This window comes from Sulfitobacter geojensis (assembly GCF_000622325.1).
GTDB classification, from domain to species: Bacteria; Pseudomonadota; Alphaproteobacteria; order Rhodobacterales; family Rhodobacteraceae; genus Sulfitobacter; species Sulfitobacter geojensis.
This window is the reverse complement of record NZ_JASE01000005.1, coordinates 2,440,641-2,456,368: the sequence shown is the minus strand read 5'-3', so window position 1 is coordinate 2,456,368 and position 15,728 is coordinate 2,440,641. Positions and strand designations below refer to the sequence as shown.

General features: G+C 59.2%; 17 protein-coding genes and 2 tRNA genes. 10 read left to right on the top strand and 9 right to left on the bottom strand.

Annotated elements, in window-relative coordinates:
• Position 1: 1 nt before the first annotated feature.
• On the bottom strand, positions 2 to 1,000 hold the full coding sequence (locus tag Z947_RS0113985) for an aldose epimerase family protein (protein ID WP_162171875.1): 999 nt from the start codon (positions 998 to 1,000) through the stop codon (positions 2 to 4).
• A 145-nt stretch (positions 1,001 to 1,145) separates the two neighbouring features.
• On the opposite strand from Z947_RS0113985, the gene Z947_RS0113980 reads away from it, so the two are divergent.
• Positions 1,146 to 2,060 carry an MYG1 family protein gene (locus tag Z947_RS0113980; RefSeq protein WP_025044912.1) on the top strand — a complete coding sequence of 305 codons (915 nt, stop codon included), beginning with the start codon at positions 1,146 to 1,148 and terminating at the stop codon, positions 2,058 to 2,060.
• 323 nt (positions 2,061 to 2,383) lie between these two features.
• On the opposite strand, the gene Z947_RS0113975 is transcribed toward Z947_RS0113980, so the two are convergent.
• Together Z947_RS0113975 and Z947_RS0113970 are read right to left on the bottom strand one after the other, a co-directional pair.
• Positions 2,384 to 2,458, bottom strand: a tRNA-Asn gene (locus Z947_RS0113975).
• Between the two features lie 75 nt (positions 2,459 to 2,533).
• The gene (locus tag Z947_RS0113970) at positions 2,534 to 3,451 is read right to left on the bottom strand and encodes an MBL fold metallo-hydrolase (protein ID WP_025044911.1); all 918 of its coding nucleotides are present in this window, start codon (positions 3,449 to 3,451) and stop codon (positions 2,534 to 2,536) included.
• 45 nt (positions 3,452 to 3,496) lie between these two features.
• Between Z947_RS0113970 and Z947_RS0113965 the strand changes: the two genes are divergently transcribed.
• Together Z947_RS0113965 and Z947_RS0113960 are read left to right on the top strand one after the other, a co-directional pair.
• On the top strand, positions 3,497 to 4,822 hold the full coding sequence (locus Z947_RS0113965) for an ATP-binding protein (protein WP_025044910.1): 1,326 nt from the start codon (positions 3,497 to 3,499) through the stop codon (positions 4,820 to 4,822).
• Positions 4,823 to 4,919: 97 nt separating this feature from the next.
• Positions 4,920 to 5,369, top strand: coding sequence for a DUF4442 domain-containing protein (locus tag Z947_RS0113960; protein ID WP_025044909.1), 450 nt, complete (start codon positions 4,920 to 4,922; stop codon positions 5,367 to 5,369).
• A gap of 38 nt (positions 5,370 to 5,407) precedes the next feature.
• Here Z947_RS0113960 and Z947_RS0113955 read toward each other — a convergent pair.
• Positions 5,408 to 5,484, bottom strand: a tRNA-Ile gene (locus Z947_RS0113955).
• Between the two features lie 294 nt (positions 5,485 to 5,778).
• On the opposite strand from Z947_RS0113955, the gene Z947_RS0113950 reads away from it, so the two are divergent.
• The 5 genes from Z947_RS0113950 to Z947_RS0113930 all read left to right on the top strand — a co-directional run bounded on the left by Z947_RS0113950 (position 5,779) and on the right by Z947_RS0113930 (position 10,371).
• Positions 5,779 to 6,951: an OmpA family protein gene (locus tag Z947_RS0113950; RefSeq protein WP_025044908.1), complete on the top strand. Its 1,173-nt coding sequence runs from the start codon at positions 5,779 to 5,781 to the stop codon at positions 6,949 to 6,951.
• 149 nt (positions 6,952 to 7,100) lie between these two features.
• Positions 7,101 to 8,141, top strand: coding sequence for a phosphoribosylformylglycinamidine cyclo-ligase (gene purM / locus Z947_RS0113945; protein WP_025044907.1), 1,041 nt, complete (start codon positions 7,101 to 7,103; stop codon positions 8,139 to 8,141).
• On the top strand, positions 8,138 to 8,755 hold the full coding sequence (purN, locus tag Z947_RS0113940) for a phosphoribosylglycinamide formyltransferase (protein ID WP_025044906.1): 618 nt from the start codon (positions 8,138 to 8,140) through the stop codon (positions 8,753 to 8,755). The genes purM and purN overlap by 4 nt, the downstream gene beginning before the upstream one ends.
• A 72-nt stretch (positions 8,756 to 8,827) precedes the next feature.
• Positions 8,828 to 9,985 (top strand): ribonuclease D, encoded by a 1,158-nt coding sequence (rnd, locus tag Z947_RS0113935; RefSeq protein ID WP_025044905.1) that lies wholly within the window; start codon positions 8,828 to 8,830, stop codon positions 9,983 to 9,985.
• A 38-nt stretch (positions 9,986 to 10,023) separates the two neighbouring features.
• A complete protein-coding gene (locus tag Z947_RS0113930) occupies positions 10,024 to 10,371 on the top strand; it encodes a RidA family protein (RefSeq protein WP_025044904.1) in 348 nt (115 codons plus the stop codon).
• 6 nt (positions 10,372 to 10,377) lie between these two features.
• Here Z947_RS0113930 and Z947_RS0113925 read toward each other — a convergent pair whose 3' ends face one another.
• On the bottom strand, positions 10,378 to 10,896 hold the full coding sequence (locus Z947_RS0113925) for a hypothetical protein (protein WP_025044903.1): 519 nt from the start codon (positions 10,894 to 10,896) through the stop codon (positions 10,378 to 10,380).
• A 121-nt stretch (positions 10,897 to 11,017) separates the two neighbouring features.
• Between Z947_RS0113925 and Z947_RS0113920 the strand changes: the two genes are divergently transcribed.
• A complete protein-coding gene (locus Z947_RS0113920) occupies positions 11,018 to 11,425 on the top strand; it encodes a SufE family protein (protein WP_025044902.1) in 408 nt (135 codons plus the stop codon).
• Here the strand turns inward: Z947_RS0113920 and Z947_RS0113915 are convergent.
• The 4 genes from Z947_RS0113915 to Z947_RS0113900 form a co-directional block, all read right to left on the bottom strand.
• On the bottom strand, positions 11,422 to 12,717 hold the full coding sequence (locus Z947_RS0113915) for a glycosyltransferase family 61 protein (protein WP_025044901.1): 1,296 nt from the start codon (positions 12,715 to 12,717) through the stop codon (positions 11,422 to 11,424). The genes Z947_RS0113920 and Z947_RS0113915 overlap by 4 nt on opposite strands.
• A gap of 30 nt (positions 12,718 to 12,747) precedes the next feature.
• Positions 12,748 to 13,410 carry a DUF1638 domain-containing protein gene (locus Z947_RS0113910; protein WP_025044900.1) on the bottom strand — a complete coding sequence of 221 codons (663 nt, stop codon included), beginning with the start codon at positions 13,408 to 13,410 and terminating at the stop codon, positions 12,748 to 12,750.
• Entirely contained in the window at positions 13,407 to 13,562 is a 156-nt protein-coding gene (locus tag Z947_RS22120; RefSeq protein WP_156026661.1) for a hypothetical protein, read from the bottom strand. Before Z947_RS22120 ends, Z947_RS0113910 begins: the two co-directional genes overlap by 4 nt.
• A 96-nt stretch (positions 13,563 to 13,658) precedes the next feature.
• Entirely contained in the window at positions 13,659 to 14,360 is a 702-nt protein-coding gene (locus Z947_RS0113900) for a corrinoid protein (RefSeq protein WP_025044899.1), read from the bottom strand.
• A 215-nt stretch (positions 14,361 to 14,575) separates the two neighbouring features.
• Between Z947_RS0113900 and Z947_RS0113895 the strand changes: the two genes are divergently transcribed.
• Positions 14,576 to 15,652, top strand: a complete 1,077-nt coding sequence (locus tag Z947_RS0113895) for a PA0069 family radical SAM protein (protein ID WP_025044898.1) — start codon at positions 14,576 to 14,578, stop codon at positions 15,650 to 15,652.
• Positions 15,653 to 15,728: the final 76 nt, after the last annotated feature.

The window sequence follows — 15,728 nt, the reverse complement described above, 5'->3', positions numbered from 1 at the left end:
GTTATGAAGTTGGCGGCGGAGAGATCTTGTAAGTTGTGATTTGCTGCCAGACCTCATCAGGGCGCAGCGTGATCTGCGGGAAATGCGGCTGGTGCGGGGCGTCCGGCCAGCATTGCGGTTCAAGGGCAATCCCGCCGTAGGGACGCAAGTCTTTGGCCTCGTGCAAGACACCCTTGCGATCGGGCAGAAATGCGCCGCCATAGACCTGCAAACCGGCAGCTGTCGTCGCGACATCAAGGCGGGTGCCGTCGCGGCCGGTCAGCGTGGCGCAGGGGGCAGGGTCGGCAGTGACGGGCAGGGATAGACAGAAATTCACATCAAGGGCAGGGGACAGCGGGATGCGTTTGGCTTCCGTGAAATCGAACAGCGTGTCCGATGTTGGCGCGATATGCCCTGTGGGCAGGCTGTGTGCGTCGGTTGGCAGATAGTGGTCGGCGGCCAGCTGGAGCTGGTGGTCAGCGATGTCCATGCCGCCCAAGTTCCAATACGGATGATGGGCAAGGTTCATCGGCGTGGGCCGGTCGGTGGTGGCCGTCATTTCCAGCCTCAGAATAGGGCCTTCAAGGCTGTATTGCGCTGTGATCCGGCGCAGCCCCGGCAGCCCGTGATCCCCGTCAGCCAGTGTAACCGCCAGTTTCAGCAGGCTGCTGCTATGTTCAATCACGTCCCACGTTAGCGTGTGCAAACCGGCAGGTCCCGAGTGTAAGGACGTGCGCCCCGCCTCGTTCAGCGGCATTTGATAGGGAGTTGCATCGATCTCGATCTTACCCCCTGTGATGCGGTTCGCAACGGGGCCGACGATCGCACCGGCACAGACCGGAATTCTCTGATGATCTTGCGCATCGCGAAAGCCCAAAACAAGCGGGCGGTTTTGCTGTCGCAACCGGATGTCGTTGAGCGTGGCCCCCCGAGGCAGAATCGTAACCGTAAGGTCGTCGGATGAAATGTTCAATGTCATACCAGCAAGCTGGCCTGCATCGGCGCGGGGTTCAAGCGGCATCCAGCAGATCCCACAGCAGATTACCGCGATTTCTCGCCCAACCAAGACTTGCTCTGCTCCGTCACATCTGAGAAAGGCTGACCCTGACCCGATCAGGGGGGGCACGCGCGCCGCCTGTGCCATTTGACCCTATTGGAGCGCTTCCATGAGCATTGCTTACCTCGTCACCCATTCCGGTGGCTTTCACGCCGATGAACTTTTGTCTTCCGCCATCCTGACCCGGCTTTTCCCTGACGCAGAGCTGCGCCGCACGCGGGATCGCCAATGGCTGACACCTGCACCTGACAAGATCATTTATGATGTGGGCGGTGCCTATGACAGCGAAGCGCAAATATTTGATCACCACCAGCGGCCCAGCCCTTTGCGTGAAGACGGGCAACCCTACAGCTCTTTCGGGTTGATCTGGGCGCAATACGGGCGCGATTATCTGGCTGCTTTGTCGGTGCCTGCGCAGGATATTGATGCGATCCATACCAAGTTTGATTCGAAATTTGTCCTGCCGATCGACCTTCTGGACAATGGCGCGATTGAACCCTCCGTGGCGGGGCCCTTGTCCGGGCTGACCCTGCCTGCGCTCCTGGGCAGCCTCAAGCCTGTGTTTGACGACACATCACCCACGGCGGATGACGATGCGTTCGTTGCCGCCTTGCCGATCGTCAGCACCTTTATCGAAGCGCAGATCCGCAACATGACCGCAAAGGCCCGCGCGCAGAGCATCGTTCTGGATGCCATCGCTGCGGCGGGTAGCTCTGCCATTCTGGAATTGCCAATGGGCATGCCCTATGCAGCTGCGCTGGATCAGGCAGGGGCAGATCACATCCTGTTCGTCGTTTGCCCGCGCGGCGAGGAGTGGACGATTGGCGGTATCAAGCTGTCCAAGGACACGTTTGAGCAACGCGCTGATCTGCCTGCCGCTTGGGCCGGCCTGACCAATGAAGCATTGGAAGACGCCAGCGGCGTGAAGGGCGCGAAATTCTGCCACAACGCACGGTTCATCGCTGTGGCCGACTCGCGCGATGCGATCATGCAGATGGCTGCGATTGCGGTTGAAATGGCCTAAGCAAAAGGGCACCTGTCCCAGTGCCGTTTGCAGTTGGGGGGCGTCCGATTTTTTTGCCCGTTTGAAATCCGACTGAACCGATGCGCGGTTTTGTGTCGGCTACAGTGTGTCTGTTAAGAATAGGCACTCCGATGGATGGTGCTGGTGCACCGTGCCGTCAGGATGATCCATAACCCGTGGTATCGGCTGCCAACGCGTGTGGCCGGCGACCTCGTGAAGCTATCGGACGCCGTTCGTTCTTCGACGTTTGTTCATCGGGTTTGAGACCTGCAATATCTGAAAAGCAAAAAAGCCACTAAGCTATTGAGCTCAGTGGCTTTTTATGGCTCCGACGGTAGGGATCGAACCTACGACCAATTGATTAACAGTCAACTGCTCTACCGCTGAGCTACGTCGGAACGGTAAGGGCGTAATAGCCAAAGTGTTTTGCGGCGTCCAGAGGGTTTTGGTACGAATGTCAGATATTTTTTGCCTTACCTTACGGCGAGCTGGAATTCGGCCTCTGCATGCAGCGGACCGAGCGGGGAAACGCGGGATTTTCCCGTGAGATCAACAAGGTGGGCAAGAACATTGCGGGTTGCGGCCCCTAGCAGCGCGGGGGGCGTTCCCGCGTAGACCTGCTCGGCGATGGTGCGGGCAGTGGCGGGGGCTGACTCCAGCGCCCGCAAAATGGCGGCCTCGCGCGACATGCGGTGGCTGATCAGCCAATCCAGACGTGCGGCAGGGTCGGTGACGGGGGCCCCGTGGCCGGGGTAGAAAACACGCCAGTCGCGCGCGGCCAGTTTCGCGCAGGAGGCCATGAAATCCGTCAGGTCACCGTCCGGTGGCGAAACCAGCGACGACGCCCAGCCCATGACGTGATCTGCCGTAAAACAGGCGTCTTTCCATGCAAGCGACAGGTGGTTGCCAATATGACCGGGCGTGTGGAGCGCTTCGAGCTGCCATCCGTCGCCCTGCAAAACCGCGCCATCGGCAAGCAGGTTGTCAGGGGTGAAATCGCCGTCGATGCCTTCGCCGCCACCGATCAGGCCGCCGGTTGCAAGTGTTTGCATCACAGCGGAACGTCCCGCGGTGGCATCCCCGAAAGCATAGATGGGCGCACCGCAGGCATCTGCCAGCGGACGCGCAAGGGGGGAGTGATCAAGATGGGTGTGGGTCACGATGATATGGGTAATCTTCTGATCCGGCCCCACCGCATCGAGAATCGCCTGTAGGTGAGCCGCGCCCTCGGGACCGGGGTCGATCACCGCAAGGCCGCGCGTGCCAAGCAGATAGGTGTTCGTGCCACGGTAGGTCATTGGCGACGGATTCGGCGCGACGATTCTGCGCAAACCGGCTTCCAGATCTTCGGCAATGCCAATGGCGGGGTCAAAGTCGTCAGGGGGCAGCATGGTTTGGCCTTTCACTAGGGGGGCGTGGTGGCTAAGCTCTACCTCATGTCCTTCCTCTGGCTCAAACACTATATGCCGCGCGGCATTTACGGGCGGGCCGCGCTGATCCTGCTGTTGCCGGTTGTGATCATCCAGCTGGTTGTCACCGTGCTGTTTGCGCAGCGCCATTTTGAGGGCGTGACCCATCAGATGACCGATACGGTGCTGCGTGAACTGGCGCTGGTGCTTGAAGTAGTCGAGGACGCACCAAATCGCGCGGGCGTACCCGCCGCAGTCGCGGCGCAGTTGGGGGCGCTGGCCATTGATGTGACACCGGTGGAGAAGGCGGACCTGCCAGCGGGCAACCGGATGCGGTGGTATGATTATTCGGGGCGGGTCAGTGCCAGACGTCTAGCGGATCATCTGGCGGGGTTTCAGGCGCTGGATCTGAACAACAGCAACCTCGTTCGGGTATTTGTGCAGACGGAAAAAGGACCGCTGGAAATCTCCTTTGACCGGCGTCGGATTTCAGCAAGCAATCCACACCAGCTGTTTGTTTACACCATTTTCTTCGGCTTCCTGATGACTTTCATCGCCTTTGTTTATCTGCGTAACCAGTTGCGGCCGATCAAACGTCTGGCTCAGGTGGCTGAATCTTTCGGGCGGGGCCGGCATGAACCCTATTCACCGTCAGGTGCGGTCGAGGTGCGCAGCGCCGGCAATGCCTTTATTGACATGCGCAACCGGATCGAGCGTCACATTGAACAGCGCACCTTGATGTTGTCGGGGGTCAGCCATGATCTGCGGACGCCGCTCACACGGATGCGGCTTAGCCTGTCGATGCTTGAGGACGACGAGGCCGACCCCTTGATGCAGGACGTGGATGACATGCAGCGCATGCTGGATGAATTCCTGAATTTTGCCAAAGGGGCGGCCGAGGGTACGCCGGAGGACGTGACACCCTATGACCTTGTCAACGAGATCGTGACCGAAGCGCAACGCGGTGGACGTGACGTTGTCCTGCTTGACCGTGAAGGGGACGGCAGGGGCACGGTTAAATTGCGGGTGGTGGCGATACGGCGGGCGATTGACAACCTGATCTCCAATGCGGTGCGGTACGGCGCGCGGGCGGAGGTGTCTGTGATGCTGACCGATAAAACGCTGCGCTTCAGGGTCGAGGATGACGGGCCGGGCATCCCCGAAGACCGGCGCGCCGAAGCCACGCGCGCCTTTACCCGTCTTGATCCGTCGCGCAATCAGGATCTGGGCGGCGGTGTTGGTCTGGGTCTGGCGATTGCGACCGATATTGCGCGTGCGCATGGCGGGGTGCTGCGTCTGGGCGAATCGCGCCGCATGGGCGGGTTGCGGGCCGACATCGTGATCGCGCGCTAGGATGCGCCTGTATTGAAAGACCGCAGCGACCCTGCGGAAGGATTGCAGTGCTCAGGTGAACCCGTCACCTTGCGCGCAACAACGACAGGAGCATCCCGTGACCCCATTCGACATGATCAAATCCCACCTCGACACTGCTGTGCCATTTGCCAACCACGTCGGCGTTAAACTGCTCGAGATCGCGGATGGGACGGCCAGCGCGGAACTGGACCAGCGCGACGAAGTGTCCAACCACATCCAGTCGATGCACGCAGGCGCGATGTTCACGCTGGGCGAGGCGGCATCCGGTGCAGCGATGGCGGGGGCGCTGGCTCCGGTCATCCTGAACATGCGCCCTGTTGCAGCTGTTGCCAGTATCGCGTTCAAAAAGGTGGCCAAGGGCAAGCTGACAGCGCACGCCAAAACGTCGCGGGACGGTGCGGCTTTGATGGCAGCAATCAGCGCGGAGGGTAAAGTCGCATTTGACGTGCAGGTAGATATCCGTGATTCGTCCGGTGATACGGTCGTTGAAATGACGGTGAACTGGTACGTCAGTGCCAATCGATAGCTGCACCCCGTTAGGGCAGCGGCGAACTGGCGGTGAAATGGTAGGCCCGGCAGGACTTGAACCCGCAACCAAAGCGTTATGAGCGCTCTGCTCTAACCAGTTGAGCTACAGGCCCGCCATGGCGCTGGGGGTATTCTGCGGTAATGGTTTCGTCAAGGCTTGGCACGTGTTTTTGCGCCGTAACCGTCGGGGCGGCGCAATTTGAGGGTGGCAATGTGGTTTTGCCTGACCCTGCCATCGAACCCACCTCAAACGGGTGATCCCGCCGAAAATATTGGCACTTTTCCCTTGATTTGCCTACTTTATCTTGACCAATCGCCCGGGACCCTACACTACAGGTTGTGTATTTGTGAGTGCTGCTGATTAAAAACAAAAGAACTGAAGATTTTAGTGGGGGGACTAAAGAAGAATGTCATTTCTCAAGGAGAATATTGTCTGGATCGCGCCGACAGCCGCGATTGTGTTGGTCGCAACGGGGTTTCTGGACCGCGAAAACGGTTTTTCGTTTTTCGGATCAGACCGACAGCAGACCGAAATCACAGACGCGCAGTTTGAACAACAACGGCTTGCGGAGTTCAACGCTTCGGTGGTCGCTGCATTGGCCAACCCGATCGATACGACGGCGGCTGCCACCGACGTCGATCCTGCCACAGCGGATACCGCTTCGGTTGATGTGACGCGAAACGCACCCGTTGATCTGCTAGAGGTCGCACCGGCACCGCAGGTTGCGCCTGCCGCTCAGGTTGCGCCGTTTGACAGCGATAGTGCGGCAGATTTCTTTGCTTCAGCGCAGGCGAATCTGGCGGTGGCGAACAATTGCGAACAGGAACTGGGTGAATTGGCCGCTTCCGCCCGGATATATTTCCCGACGGGTGGCCTGTCCGCCGAGGAAGCAGGCCTGTCTGCCGCCCGTTTGCTTGGCATGGTCCTGAAAGACTGCCCCGGATTCGGCGTGCAGGTCGAAGGCCATTCCGATCCGTCAGGGGATTCGCGTTCAAATCAGGTGCTCAGCAAGCAGCGCGCGGAAGCGGTGATCAACCGTCTGGCCGCCTCTGGCATCGACACCGCCGGTTTTGCGGCAGTCGGGTTTGGCGATACGCGCCCCTCCAATGTCAGGGGCGAGAAAACGGCCGCCTATTACGACCGTCGTGTCGAGTTTTCGATTGTTCAGTCGGCACAGAAAGCCAGCGTGAACTTTTCCGCCAAGCCGTGGCAGGAACCTGTCGCGGCGGATTGCGTGGCGGAGCTGGCAACCAAAGCGGCGTTGGCGCGCCAGTACTACGCACCGGGGTCGATCATTGCACCTGCGGGTGAAATGGGCGCGGTGATCGCACTTGCTACTGAAGTGGCTCAATGTGACGGCGCTTGGCTGCGCATTGTCGGGCAACACTCTGATCGTGCGGGCAATCGCGAAAATGTTTCTACGGGTCGTCTGCGGGCCTTGGCGATGCGCAATGCCTTGTTGTCGGCGGGCTACACGCAAGGCCGGATTTTGGTCGGCGCGCCCTCTTACGCGGTCAACGTAGACGGCGAACCGGGGCTGCCGCAGTCGCGTGTGGATTTTCAGGTGGTTTCCGACTGAACCGGCGCACATTCGGGCAAAGCATTTGAACGGGGGGCCATGTGCCCTCCGTTTTTCGTTCTCGCGCGCATTTGTCGGCACCCGCGTGGTTGCTTGGCTGGGGTTGATAGGGTATCGCGGCGTCATTGTCTGAACACTGGGGATCACGCATGACAAAGAACGGGTTGACCTACGCTGATGCAGGCGTCGATATCGACGCAGGAAACGCGCTTGTTGAGCGGATCAAACCGGCGGCAAAACGTACCGCGCGGCCCGGCACCATGTCCGGTTTAGGCGGGTTCGGCGCGCTGTTTGATCTGAAGGCTGCGGGGTTTGTCGACCCAGTGCTGGTCGCCGCCACAGACGGTGTGGGCACCAAGCTGCGCATCGCGATTGACACCGGCAATGTCGACGGGATTGGCATTGATCTGGTGGCGATGTGCGTCAACGATCTGGTCTGCCAAGGGGCTGAACCATTGTTTTTCCTCGACTATTTCGCAACCGGCAAGCTGGAGCTGGATCAGGCGACGCGCATCATCGAAGGCATCGCCGAGGGCTGCGCCCTGTCCGGTTGCGCGCTGATCGGCGGCGAAACCGCCGAGATGCCGGGGATGTATCATGCCGGTGATTTCGATCTGGCGGGCTTTTCTGTTGGTGCAATGGAGCGGGGCACGGAGTTGCCGCGCGATGTCTCTGAGGGGGATGTTTTGTTGGGCTTGCCCAGCGATGGTGTGCATTCCAACGGGTATTCACTGGTGCGCCGGATTGTCGAAACCTCCGGTCTGGCGTGGGAAGATGCCTGTCCGTGGGGCGAGGGCACGCTGGGTGCGGCGCTGCTGACGCCGACAAAACTATACGTCAAAGGTGCGGTTGCGGCCTTGCGGGGCGATTGCGTCGCGGCATTGGCCCATATCACCGGCGGGGGGCTTACCGAAAACCTGCCACGGGTTCTGCCCGAAGGTCTGGGGGCCGAGATTGACCTGACCGCATGGGATTTACCGCCGGTCTTTAAATGGTTGGCAGCCACGGGCGGCATGGCCGAGGCCGAACTGCTTAAAACCTTTAACTCCGGTGTTGGCATGATCTCCGTTGTTGCCGCCGATCAGGTCGACGCGGCAAAGGCGGCATTTGCAACAGACGGTCATCATGCCTTTGAAATGGGTCGGATCACTGCAGGGGCAGGGGTCACCTATAAGGGCAGTCTGCTTTGACCACACGGGTTGCGATTTTCCTGTCCGGTGGCGGGTCCAACATGCGGGCGCTGGTCGAAGATATGACAGCGCCGGACGCACCTCCGTCACAAGACCACCCCGCGCGGCCCTGTGTTGTGTTTTCAAATCAGGTTGATGCCGGCGGGATCGCATGGGCAAAAGCGCGCGGCATTCCCACAGAAGTGGTGGATCACCGTCCCTTTGCGGGGGATCGCACAGCGTTTGAGCAAGCGATCAGCGCCGTCTTGGCCCCGCATGCGCCTGACATGATCTGTCTGGCCGGTTTCATGCGTAAACTGACGGGGGGGTTTACGGACCAATGGGCGGGCCGGATGATCAATATCCATCCGTCGTTACTGCCTAAATACAAAGGCTTGCACACGCACCAACGCGCGTTGGATGCAGGCGATGCGCGCCACGGCTGTACGGTCCATGAGGTCACAGCGGCGCTGGATGACGGGCCGATCCTTGGGCAGGCCAGCTTGGAGATCGCCGCCGAAGACACCGCTGAAACGCTGGCGGCGCGGGTGCTCACGCTGGAACACCAGCTTTATCCTGCCGTATTGCGCCGCTTTGCTGCAGGCAACCGCAAGCCGTTGTTGTTGCAAGGCTGACTGGTCAATCATTTTCCTGTGATGTAGCTATTCAGGATAGACAGGACAGACTTTTCTTCGCGAAGTGAGACCATGAAAACAATAACAACAACCGCCGACCTCGCTGAATTTTGCGCGCAGGCCGCACAGCACCCCTATGTCACTGTAGATACAGAGTTTTTGCGCGAGCGGACCTATTACTCCAAGCTTTGTCTGGTGCAACTGGCGATGCCGGGAACTGACGATTCCGGCGCGGTTTTGCTGGATCCCTTGTCTGACGGTATTTCACTTGAACCGCTTTATGATCTGTTTCGCGACACATCTGTGGTCAAGGTATTTCACGCGGCACGTCAGGATCTGGAAATTTTCTTTGTCGATGCGCAGGTCTTTCCTGAACCGCTGTTTGACACACAGGTCGCGGCCATGGTGTGCGGCTTTGGCGAACAGGTGGGGTATGAAACACTGGTGCGCAAGATTTGCCATGAGGGCGTAGACAAGTCATCGCGGTTCACCGATTGGTCGCGCCGCCCCTTGTCTGAAGCGCAAAAGAAATACGCGCTGGCCGACGTGACGCATCTGCGCCAGATTTACGAGTTTCTGGCCGAAAAGCTGGAAGAAAGCGGGCGGGCGCGTTGGGTCAAGGAAGAGCTGACCATCCTGACCTCGCCCGACACCTATATCACAGCGCCGCAAGATGCATGGAAACGGGTCAAGACGCGGACGAATTCGCCGAAATTCCTTGGCATTGTGCGCGAACTGGCGGCCTTTCGCGAGGATTACGCGCAGAAACGCAATGTGCCGCGCAACCGTGTGTATAAGGACGATGCGCTGGTTGAACTGGCCAGTCTGAAACCCACCAACCACGAAGAACTAAGCCGTGCGCGGTTGCTGTTGCGCGAAGCCCGGAAGGGCGACATCGCCGAAGGTATTCTGGCCGGGATCGCCAAGGGCGTAAAAGCAAAGCCTGAAGACCTGCCAAAACCCGACCGCAGCCGCGAAAAACTGCAGGTCAACCCTGCGTTGGCTGACCTGTTGCGGGTATTGCTGAAGGCGAAAACCGAACAGGCCGGCGTTGCGGCGAAACTGATCGCACCGGCGTCTGATCTGGATGCGATCGCGGGGGGCATGCGCAATGTGCCGGCCTTGAAGGGCTGGCGGCTTGAGGTGTTTGGCACCGATGCGTTGCGCCTGTGCGAGGGCAAGATTGCGCTGACGGCGAACGGCAACGATGTGCAAGTGGTCGAGGTTTAAGACCTAAGCCCAATATTTTGATAAACAAGGAAAATACGATGTCCGAGATCACGCGCTATCATTCCAACCAACGTATGAGCCAGATTGTGACCCATGGCGATACGATCTATCTGGCCGGTCAGGTCGGCACTGCTGGTGCCTCTGTTGCGCAGCAAACGCAGGATTGTCTGGATCAGATTGACGCGCTGCTGGCCGAAGTCGGATCAGACAAGACGCGCATCCTGCAATCCGTCATCTGGCTGCACAGCATGGATGATTTTGCCGAGATGAATGGCGTTTGGGACGCTTGGGTGCCAGAAGGCCATGCGCCCGCACGTGCTTGCGGCGAGGCCAAATTGGCCAAGCCGGAATTCACTGTTGAAATCATCGTGACAGCGGCGAAGTAACCGCGCTTAGCGTCTGGCGACCTGCGCGTTGAGTTGACCCTCAACGCGGATGCGCCGCACACCTGCCAACTGCTGGTCGGTTACGTGACGCGCTGCAATCACTTCGCGTGTCGGTTTGGTCCCGATGGCCGTCGCGGCCGTCGGACGCACCCCTTCAAGCCGGTAGGTCAATACACCGTCTACCGGCAACTCTTCCTCGTTTTCAGGCGTCAACTGCACCGCATAAATGCCTTGGCGGGCGGCCAGACCTGTGGCGCGGATAACCGCACCGCCGGGGACACGTTCGATCGTCAGATTGGTGACCTGTTCAAAGGGACGCCCGTTATAAACCGCATCAGCCGCACGTCTATTGGCAAACAATCCGCCGCTTCTGGGAATTAGCGGGTTCGTATTAACGACCTGTGCCACCGGTTCCGATCGCGACTGGCCGAACCAGTTCAGCGGGTTCACGCGGCTTTCGCTGAGCGTGGTGCAGGCACCCAAGCCAAGGGTCGTTGCGAGGAGGAGTGGAATTGTCTTGCGCATGGGGGCCGCCTTGGAAAATCTGCTCGGGATTTGAGTACCCTATCATGTGGGCCTTGGGAAGGGGGCTGGACCTTTGCCGGTTGCGCTCCTAGGTCTGGGGCAAGTCGAAAGAGGTGTACAGATGGCCAATGCCGCGTTTGAAGAGCTTGTCGAGGATTTTGAATTTCTGGACGATTGGGAAGACCGTTACCGCCATGTGATTGATCAGGGCAAGGCGATGGAGGCGCTTGAAGAGGCGTTGCGCGTCCCTGCGACCAAGGTGGACGGCTGCGCCTCGCAGGTCTGGCTGCATGCCCAAGTCGAAGACAGCAAGCTGCATTTCGACGGTGCGTCCGATGCGATGATCGTGTCGGGGCTGATCGCGGTGCTGCGGATTCTCTATAACGGGCTGACCCCCGCAGAAGTGCTGGCGGTCGATGCGCGCGCCGAAATGGGGCGTTTGGGCTTGAACGATCACCTTTCTGCCCAGCGTTCCAACGGGTTGCGCGCGATGATTGAACGGGTGCGGGAGACCGCAGCCGCGACCTAATCCGCCACCTGAAGAACGCGGTCCAGATGCGCCGACAGTTTGGCCGGATCGACATAGACGTCTGCACGGTTCTGTTGGTCGCGTTTTTGCACAAAGCGCGCATAATCCACTGGGGCTGCATCTGGCGACAGGGCAGCGACAAGGGGGCGATAGCTCAGGCCAAAATACGCGGCGGCATACCAGAACGCGCGCGTGGCATAGGTGGCGGGCAGGATTTCAATCACCGGCGTGCCGGTTTGGCAGAAAATCACATTCGCCAGTCCCGCGCCGTGCACACCGACCACCGCTTGCGCATTGGCAAAGGCACTGCGTTGTTCGGCGAATGACAGATCTTCAAGCCGCAGCGCCTCAAACCCGCGCGCTTGCAGCACGGCCCAAATTGCGTCTGCATTGATCAAACGGCGTGTCGCCGCAGCGCTGCGGTCAATATAAATCCGTCTGGTCGGTGTTTTGGGGGCAAGGGACGCCGTGTTCAGGGCGGCGACAGGACGGGCAAAGTGGCGGTAACACTGATGGGCGGGATGTGCGGTGCGCACCGAATTCGAACTGATCACAAGTTCGGGCATGCGCAGGGTTATTTCGGGGCCGGTAAAACCGCTGTGACTGACAAGCGAAATCCCCAAAGTCTCCATGATTTCAGCGGTATAGCTGGTGTCCGTTGTCATCAGAAACTGCGACAGATCAGGGGCTCCCTCGCGCAGCTCAAAGATGCGCGGCAGTTTGTCGAACCACAGATGGCAAACGTTGAATTTGGAGAACCGGTCGTCGATGAAACCGACCGGCTGGTGCAGGTTGTGAATACCGCTGCGCAAACGAAAGGGCGTCGTGCCGAAGGACAACTCGGGCAGGTGGTTGCCTTCCTCATCGAAGATGTAGAACCCCGAAAGCCGGCCGCGGGTGCGATCAATACTGAGTGTGGCATTGGGGATGCGATACAAGCGGCGCGCCGGCTGCGGGGGCTGATCCGGTATGGTGTCGTGGAACATGTAATAGGCCCCGACGTCCGGTGGCAGGGGCGGTTGGAAGGGCGGCCAATCCGAAAGGCTTTGAACTTGGTAGGGCTGTGCGGATGCCGTTGAGAGCCTGGCATAATTTGTATCCCCCGCCGATTGTGGTTGTGCCGCTTGGCCGGTCGGCACGTGTTCCAGACGGTGTTTGTGGCGCAGACCAACAAGCCAAGGGCGTGCGCCGTAGCGTTCAATCGCCCGATCCAGCCGCTGTGCTGCCGCCTCGAAATAGCCTTTGGCGATCAGTGTTTCCGCGTCCTCAACCGTGTGTCGTATCGGGTCCATGCTAACAGACTACGCCAATTAGGCGATCAATCAACTCTGAATGTCACCTTGGGTTGTGCTCAGGTCTGCCAGCGCCGTGTGCAGATCGCCGTAACCGGTAAACCGACGCTCGAACGGCAGGCCAAGCCGCGCGGCGCATGCCTGTGCTTTGGCAGTCAGCGCTGGGTCATCCGTTTGGGCCTGATAGATCAGCTTTTCATAGTTGCCAAAGTACATATCGCGCAGATCGGGATGGCGGTCCAACCCCATGGGCTTCCAGATGAAGGCATCAAACTGGCGCACCAGAAAATCGGTCAGATAAAAGCTGGTGAACTCGCGATCCGCCTTTTCGGCAAAAGCGTCATTGCCCTCGAAAAAGCTGTAGCAATGCGGTCCGGCAACCATTTGCACGCCCATTTCATCGCAAGCGGCCTGTAACAGACCACCGGTTCCGCAATCGGCATAGACCACAAAAATCTCTGAATAGGCGTTACGGTGTTTGTTGACGCTGTCGCGCACGGCTTGAGTGATTTTCTCAGGGTAAAGATGATATTTGGCGGGCAGGCAGGTCAGATCCAGATGATCCCAACCATTCGCCGCTTTCAGGTCGATGATTTCGCGCGCTAGAGCGCCGCAGGCGATCAGCAGGATGCGCCCCTTGGCGATGTCGAGCGGCAGGCCTTCTTCGGTCAATTGGGCGTCTGTGGGGATCATCGGCGCAGGGTCCTGTAGGCAAGGGCGGCGATCAAAAAGGCGGGGATCGCCGCGACCAACAGGGCAGGCCGGCCAAGGCTCACCAGCCAGACAGTGACGGCTGCCGCGACAAGAGCGCTGACAAATATCAGGGCGAATAGGCGAAAGGGCAATGTGGTCTCCTCTTCGCAATCAACCTAGGGGCAGCAAGGGGAACAAAGAAGGCCCCGCGTTTCAGCGAGGCCCGTAAATGCGTTATCGCAGCATGATCAGGCCGATTGGGTCTGATTGTGTTTGCGGGCCACCCATTCTTTCGCGGTTTCCACCGCAACGGCCGCGTCGCGACAGTAGGCGTCGGCGCCTATGGCTTTGCCGAACTCTTCGTTCAAGGGCGCGCCGCCAACCAGCACGATAAAATCATCGCGGATGCCCTGTTCGACCATCGTGTCGATCACAACCTTCATATAAGGCATGGTTGTGGTCAAAAGCGCGGACATGCCAAGGATATCAGCGTCTTCGGCCTCGAGCGCTGACAGATAGTTTTCGACGGGGTTGTTAATGCCCAGATCGACAACTTCAAATCCTGCACCTTCCATCATCATTCCGACAAGGTTCTTGCCGATGTCGTGAATGTCGCCTTTGACGGTGCCGATCACCATCTTGCCCACACGGGGCGCACCGGTTTCGGCCAGCAGAGGTTTCAGGATGGCCATGCCACCCTTCATCGCGTTGGCGGCCAGCAACACCTCTGGCACAAACAGGATACCATCGCGGAAATCGGCCCCCACAATGGTCATGCCGCCCACCAGCGCTTTTGTCAGCACATCATAGGGGGCCCATTTGCGTTCCAGCAGAATGTTCACGCCTTCTTCGATCTCTTCCTTGAGGCCGTCATAAAGGTCGTCGAACATCTGTTGAACAAGTTCTTCGTCGTCGAGTTCGGACAGGATGATTTCGTCTTCTTCGGACATTGGCATTTCCTCTATGCGTATCGTGCTGGCGCATGGCCCATGTTTCTTATTGTCACGAAACACACCAAATTGACACGCAAATAGCGACATCGGGCGGGGTATGTGCGACGCATTCTTCTCACGTTGATCATGAATTTTGTGCATATGGACAGGGGGATAGACGGGCAGGTGCCGTTTTCCCTTTCGGTCGTTCTTTGTTTGTTCTATTTTGGGATATGGATCGTGAAGAAAACATGTACCGCATAAAAGGACGCGCGGCGGTCAGTAATGACGCCGGTCGTTTTGAACGTCATGCCCGCGAGGCCGTGGATGACGGTTGGCAGCGCGATGACGACCTGCCGGTTTTGCGCACGCAGACGCGGATCGAAACACCGCGGTCTGTCATCACCTATAACCGCTCGCCGGACCTGCCGTTTGACCGGTCAATCAACCCTTACCGCGGCTGCGAACATGGCTGTGTTTACTGTTTTGCGCGGCCCTCACATGCCTATCTGGGGCTGTCACCGGGGCTTGATTTCGAAACACAACTGATTGCACGGCCCGACGCCCCGGCGGTGTTGCAGCGCGAATTGGCGGCGAAACGCTACAAGGTGGCACCGATCGCCATCGGGACGAACACCGATCCTTATCAGCCGATTGAAAAACAACATGGAATCATGCGCGACTGCCTGAAGGTGCTGTCAGATGCGGCCCATCCGGTGGCCATTGTCACCAAGGGCAGCTTGATCGAACGCGACATTGATATTCTGGCCCCGATGGCACAGCGCGGTCTGGTGCGTGTCGGCATTTCGGTCACGTCGCTGGATGCAAAGCTGTCGCGATTGATGGAACCGCGCGCGCCCGCGCCGGCGCGTCGTTTGGTGATGATCCGGCGGCTGGCGGAGGCGGGGATACCCGTGCGGATCATGGCGTCTCCGATGATTCCGGCCCTGACCGATCCCGAGCTTGAGGCGATATTGGCCGCTGGCAAAGATGCAGGTGCTCGCACCGCGAGCTGGATCATGTTGCGCCTGCCACAAGAGGTGTCGCCATTGGTGCAGGAATGGCTGGCACTGCATTATCCTGACCGCGCCGCACGGATCATGAGCCGGCTGCGCGAAATGCACGGGGGCAAGGAATATGACGCCACGTGGCACCGCCGGATGCGCGGCGAGGGACCTTATGCGGATATGGTGGCCCAGCGGTTTGCTTTGGCGATCAAACGCTTGGGCCTGAAATCGAATGCGCCACCGATGCGCTGCGATCTGTTTCGTGCGCCGGTTCTGCCGGGGGCGCAATTGTCGTTGCTGTAGCGGGACGACTTGGGGCTTCTTTGTCCCTAAAGGGAATTGCAGCAAAGAAACACGTGATGTCGTCCCGCTGGGATAG

Coding starts and splice junctions, on each gene's coding strand:
- Z947_RS0113985 (WP_162171875.1), bottom strand. CDS start 1,000: ATGCCGCTTGAACCCCGCGCCGATGCAGGCCAGCTTGCTGGTATGACA.
- Z947_RS0113980 (WP_025044912.1), top strand. CDS start 1,146: ATGAGCATTGCTTACCTCGTCACCCATTCCGGTGGCTTTCACGCCGAT.
- Z947_RS0113970 (WP_025044911.1), bottom strand. CDS start 3,451: ATGCTGCCCCCTGACGACTTTGACCCCGCCATTGGCATTGCCGAAGAT.
- Z947_RS0113965 (WP_025044910.1), top strand. CDS start 3,497: ATGTCCTTCCTCTGGCTCAAACACTATATGCCGCGCGGCATTTACGGG.
- Z947_RS0113950 (WP_025044908.1), top strand. CDS start 5,779: ATGTCATTTCTCAAGGAGAATATTGTCTGGATCGCGCCGACAGCCGCG.
- purM (WP_025044907.1), top strand. CDS start 7,101: ATGACAAAGAACGGGTTGACCTACGCTGATGCAGGCGTCGATATCGAC.
- rnd (WP_025044905.1), top strand. CDS start 8,828: ATGAAAACAATAACAACAACCGCCGACCTCGCTGAATTTTGCGCGCAG.
- Z947_RS0113930 (WP_025044904.1), top strand. CDS start 10,024: ATGTCCGAGATCACGCGCTATCATTCCAACCAACGTATGAGCCAGATT.
- Z947_RS0113925 (WP_025044903.1), bottom strand. CDS start 10,896: ATGCGCAAGACAATTCCACTCCTCCTCGCAACGACCCTTGGCTTGGGT.
- Z947_RS0113920 (WP_025044902.1), top strand. CDS start 11,018: ATGGCCAATGCCGCGTTTGAAGAGCTTGTCGAGGATTTTGAATTTCTG.
- Z947_RS0113915 (WP_025044901.1), bottom strand. CDS start 12,717: ATGGACCCGATACGACACACGGTTGAGGACGCGGAAACACTGATCGCC.
- Z947_RS0113910 (WP_025044900.1), bottom strand. CDS start 13,410: ATGATCCCCACAGACGCCCAATTGACCGAAGAAGGCCTGCCGCTCGAC.
- Z947_RS0113900 (WP_025044899.1), bottom strand. CDS start 14,360: ATGTCCGAAGAAGACGAAATCATCCTGTCCGAACTCGACGACGAAGAA.
- Z947_RS0113895 (WP_025044898.1), top strand. CDS start 14,576: ATGGATCGTGAAGAAAACATGTACCGCATAAAAGGACGCGCGGCGGTC.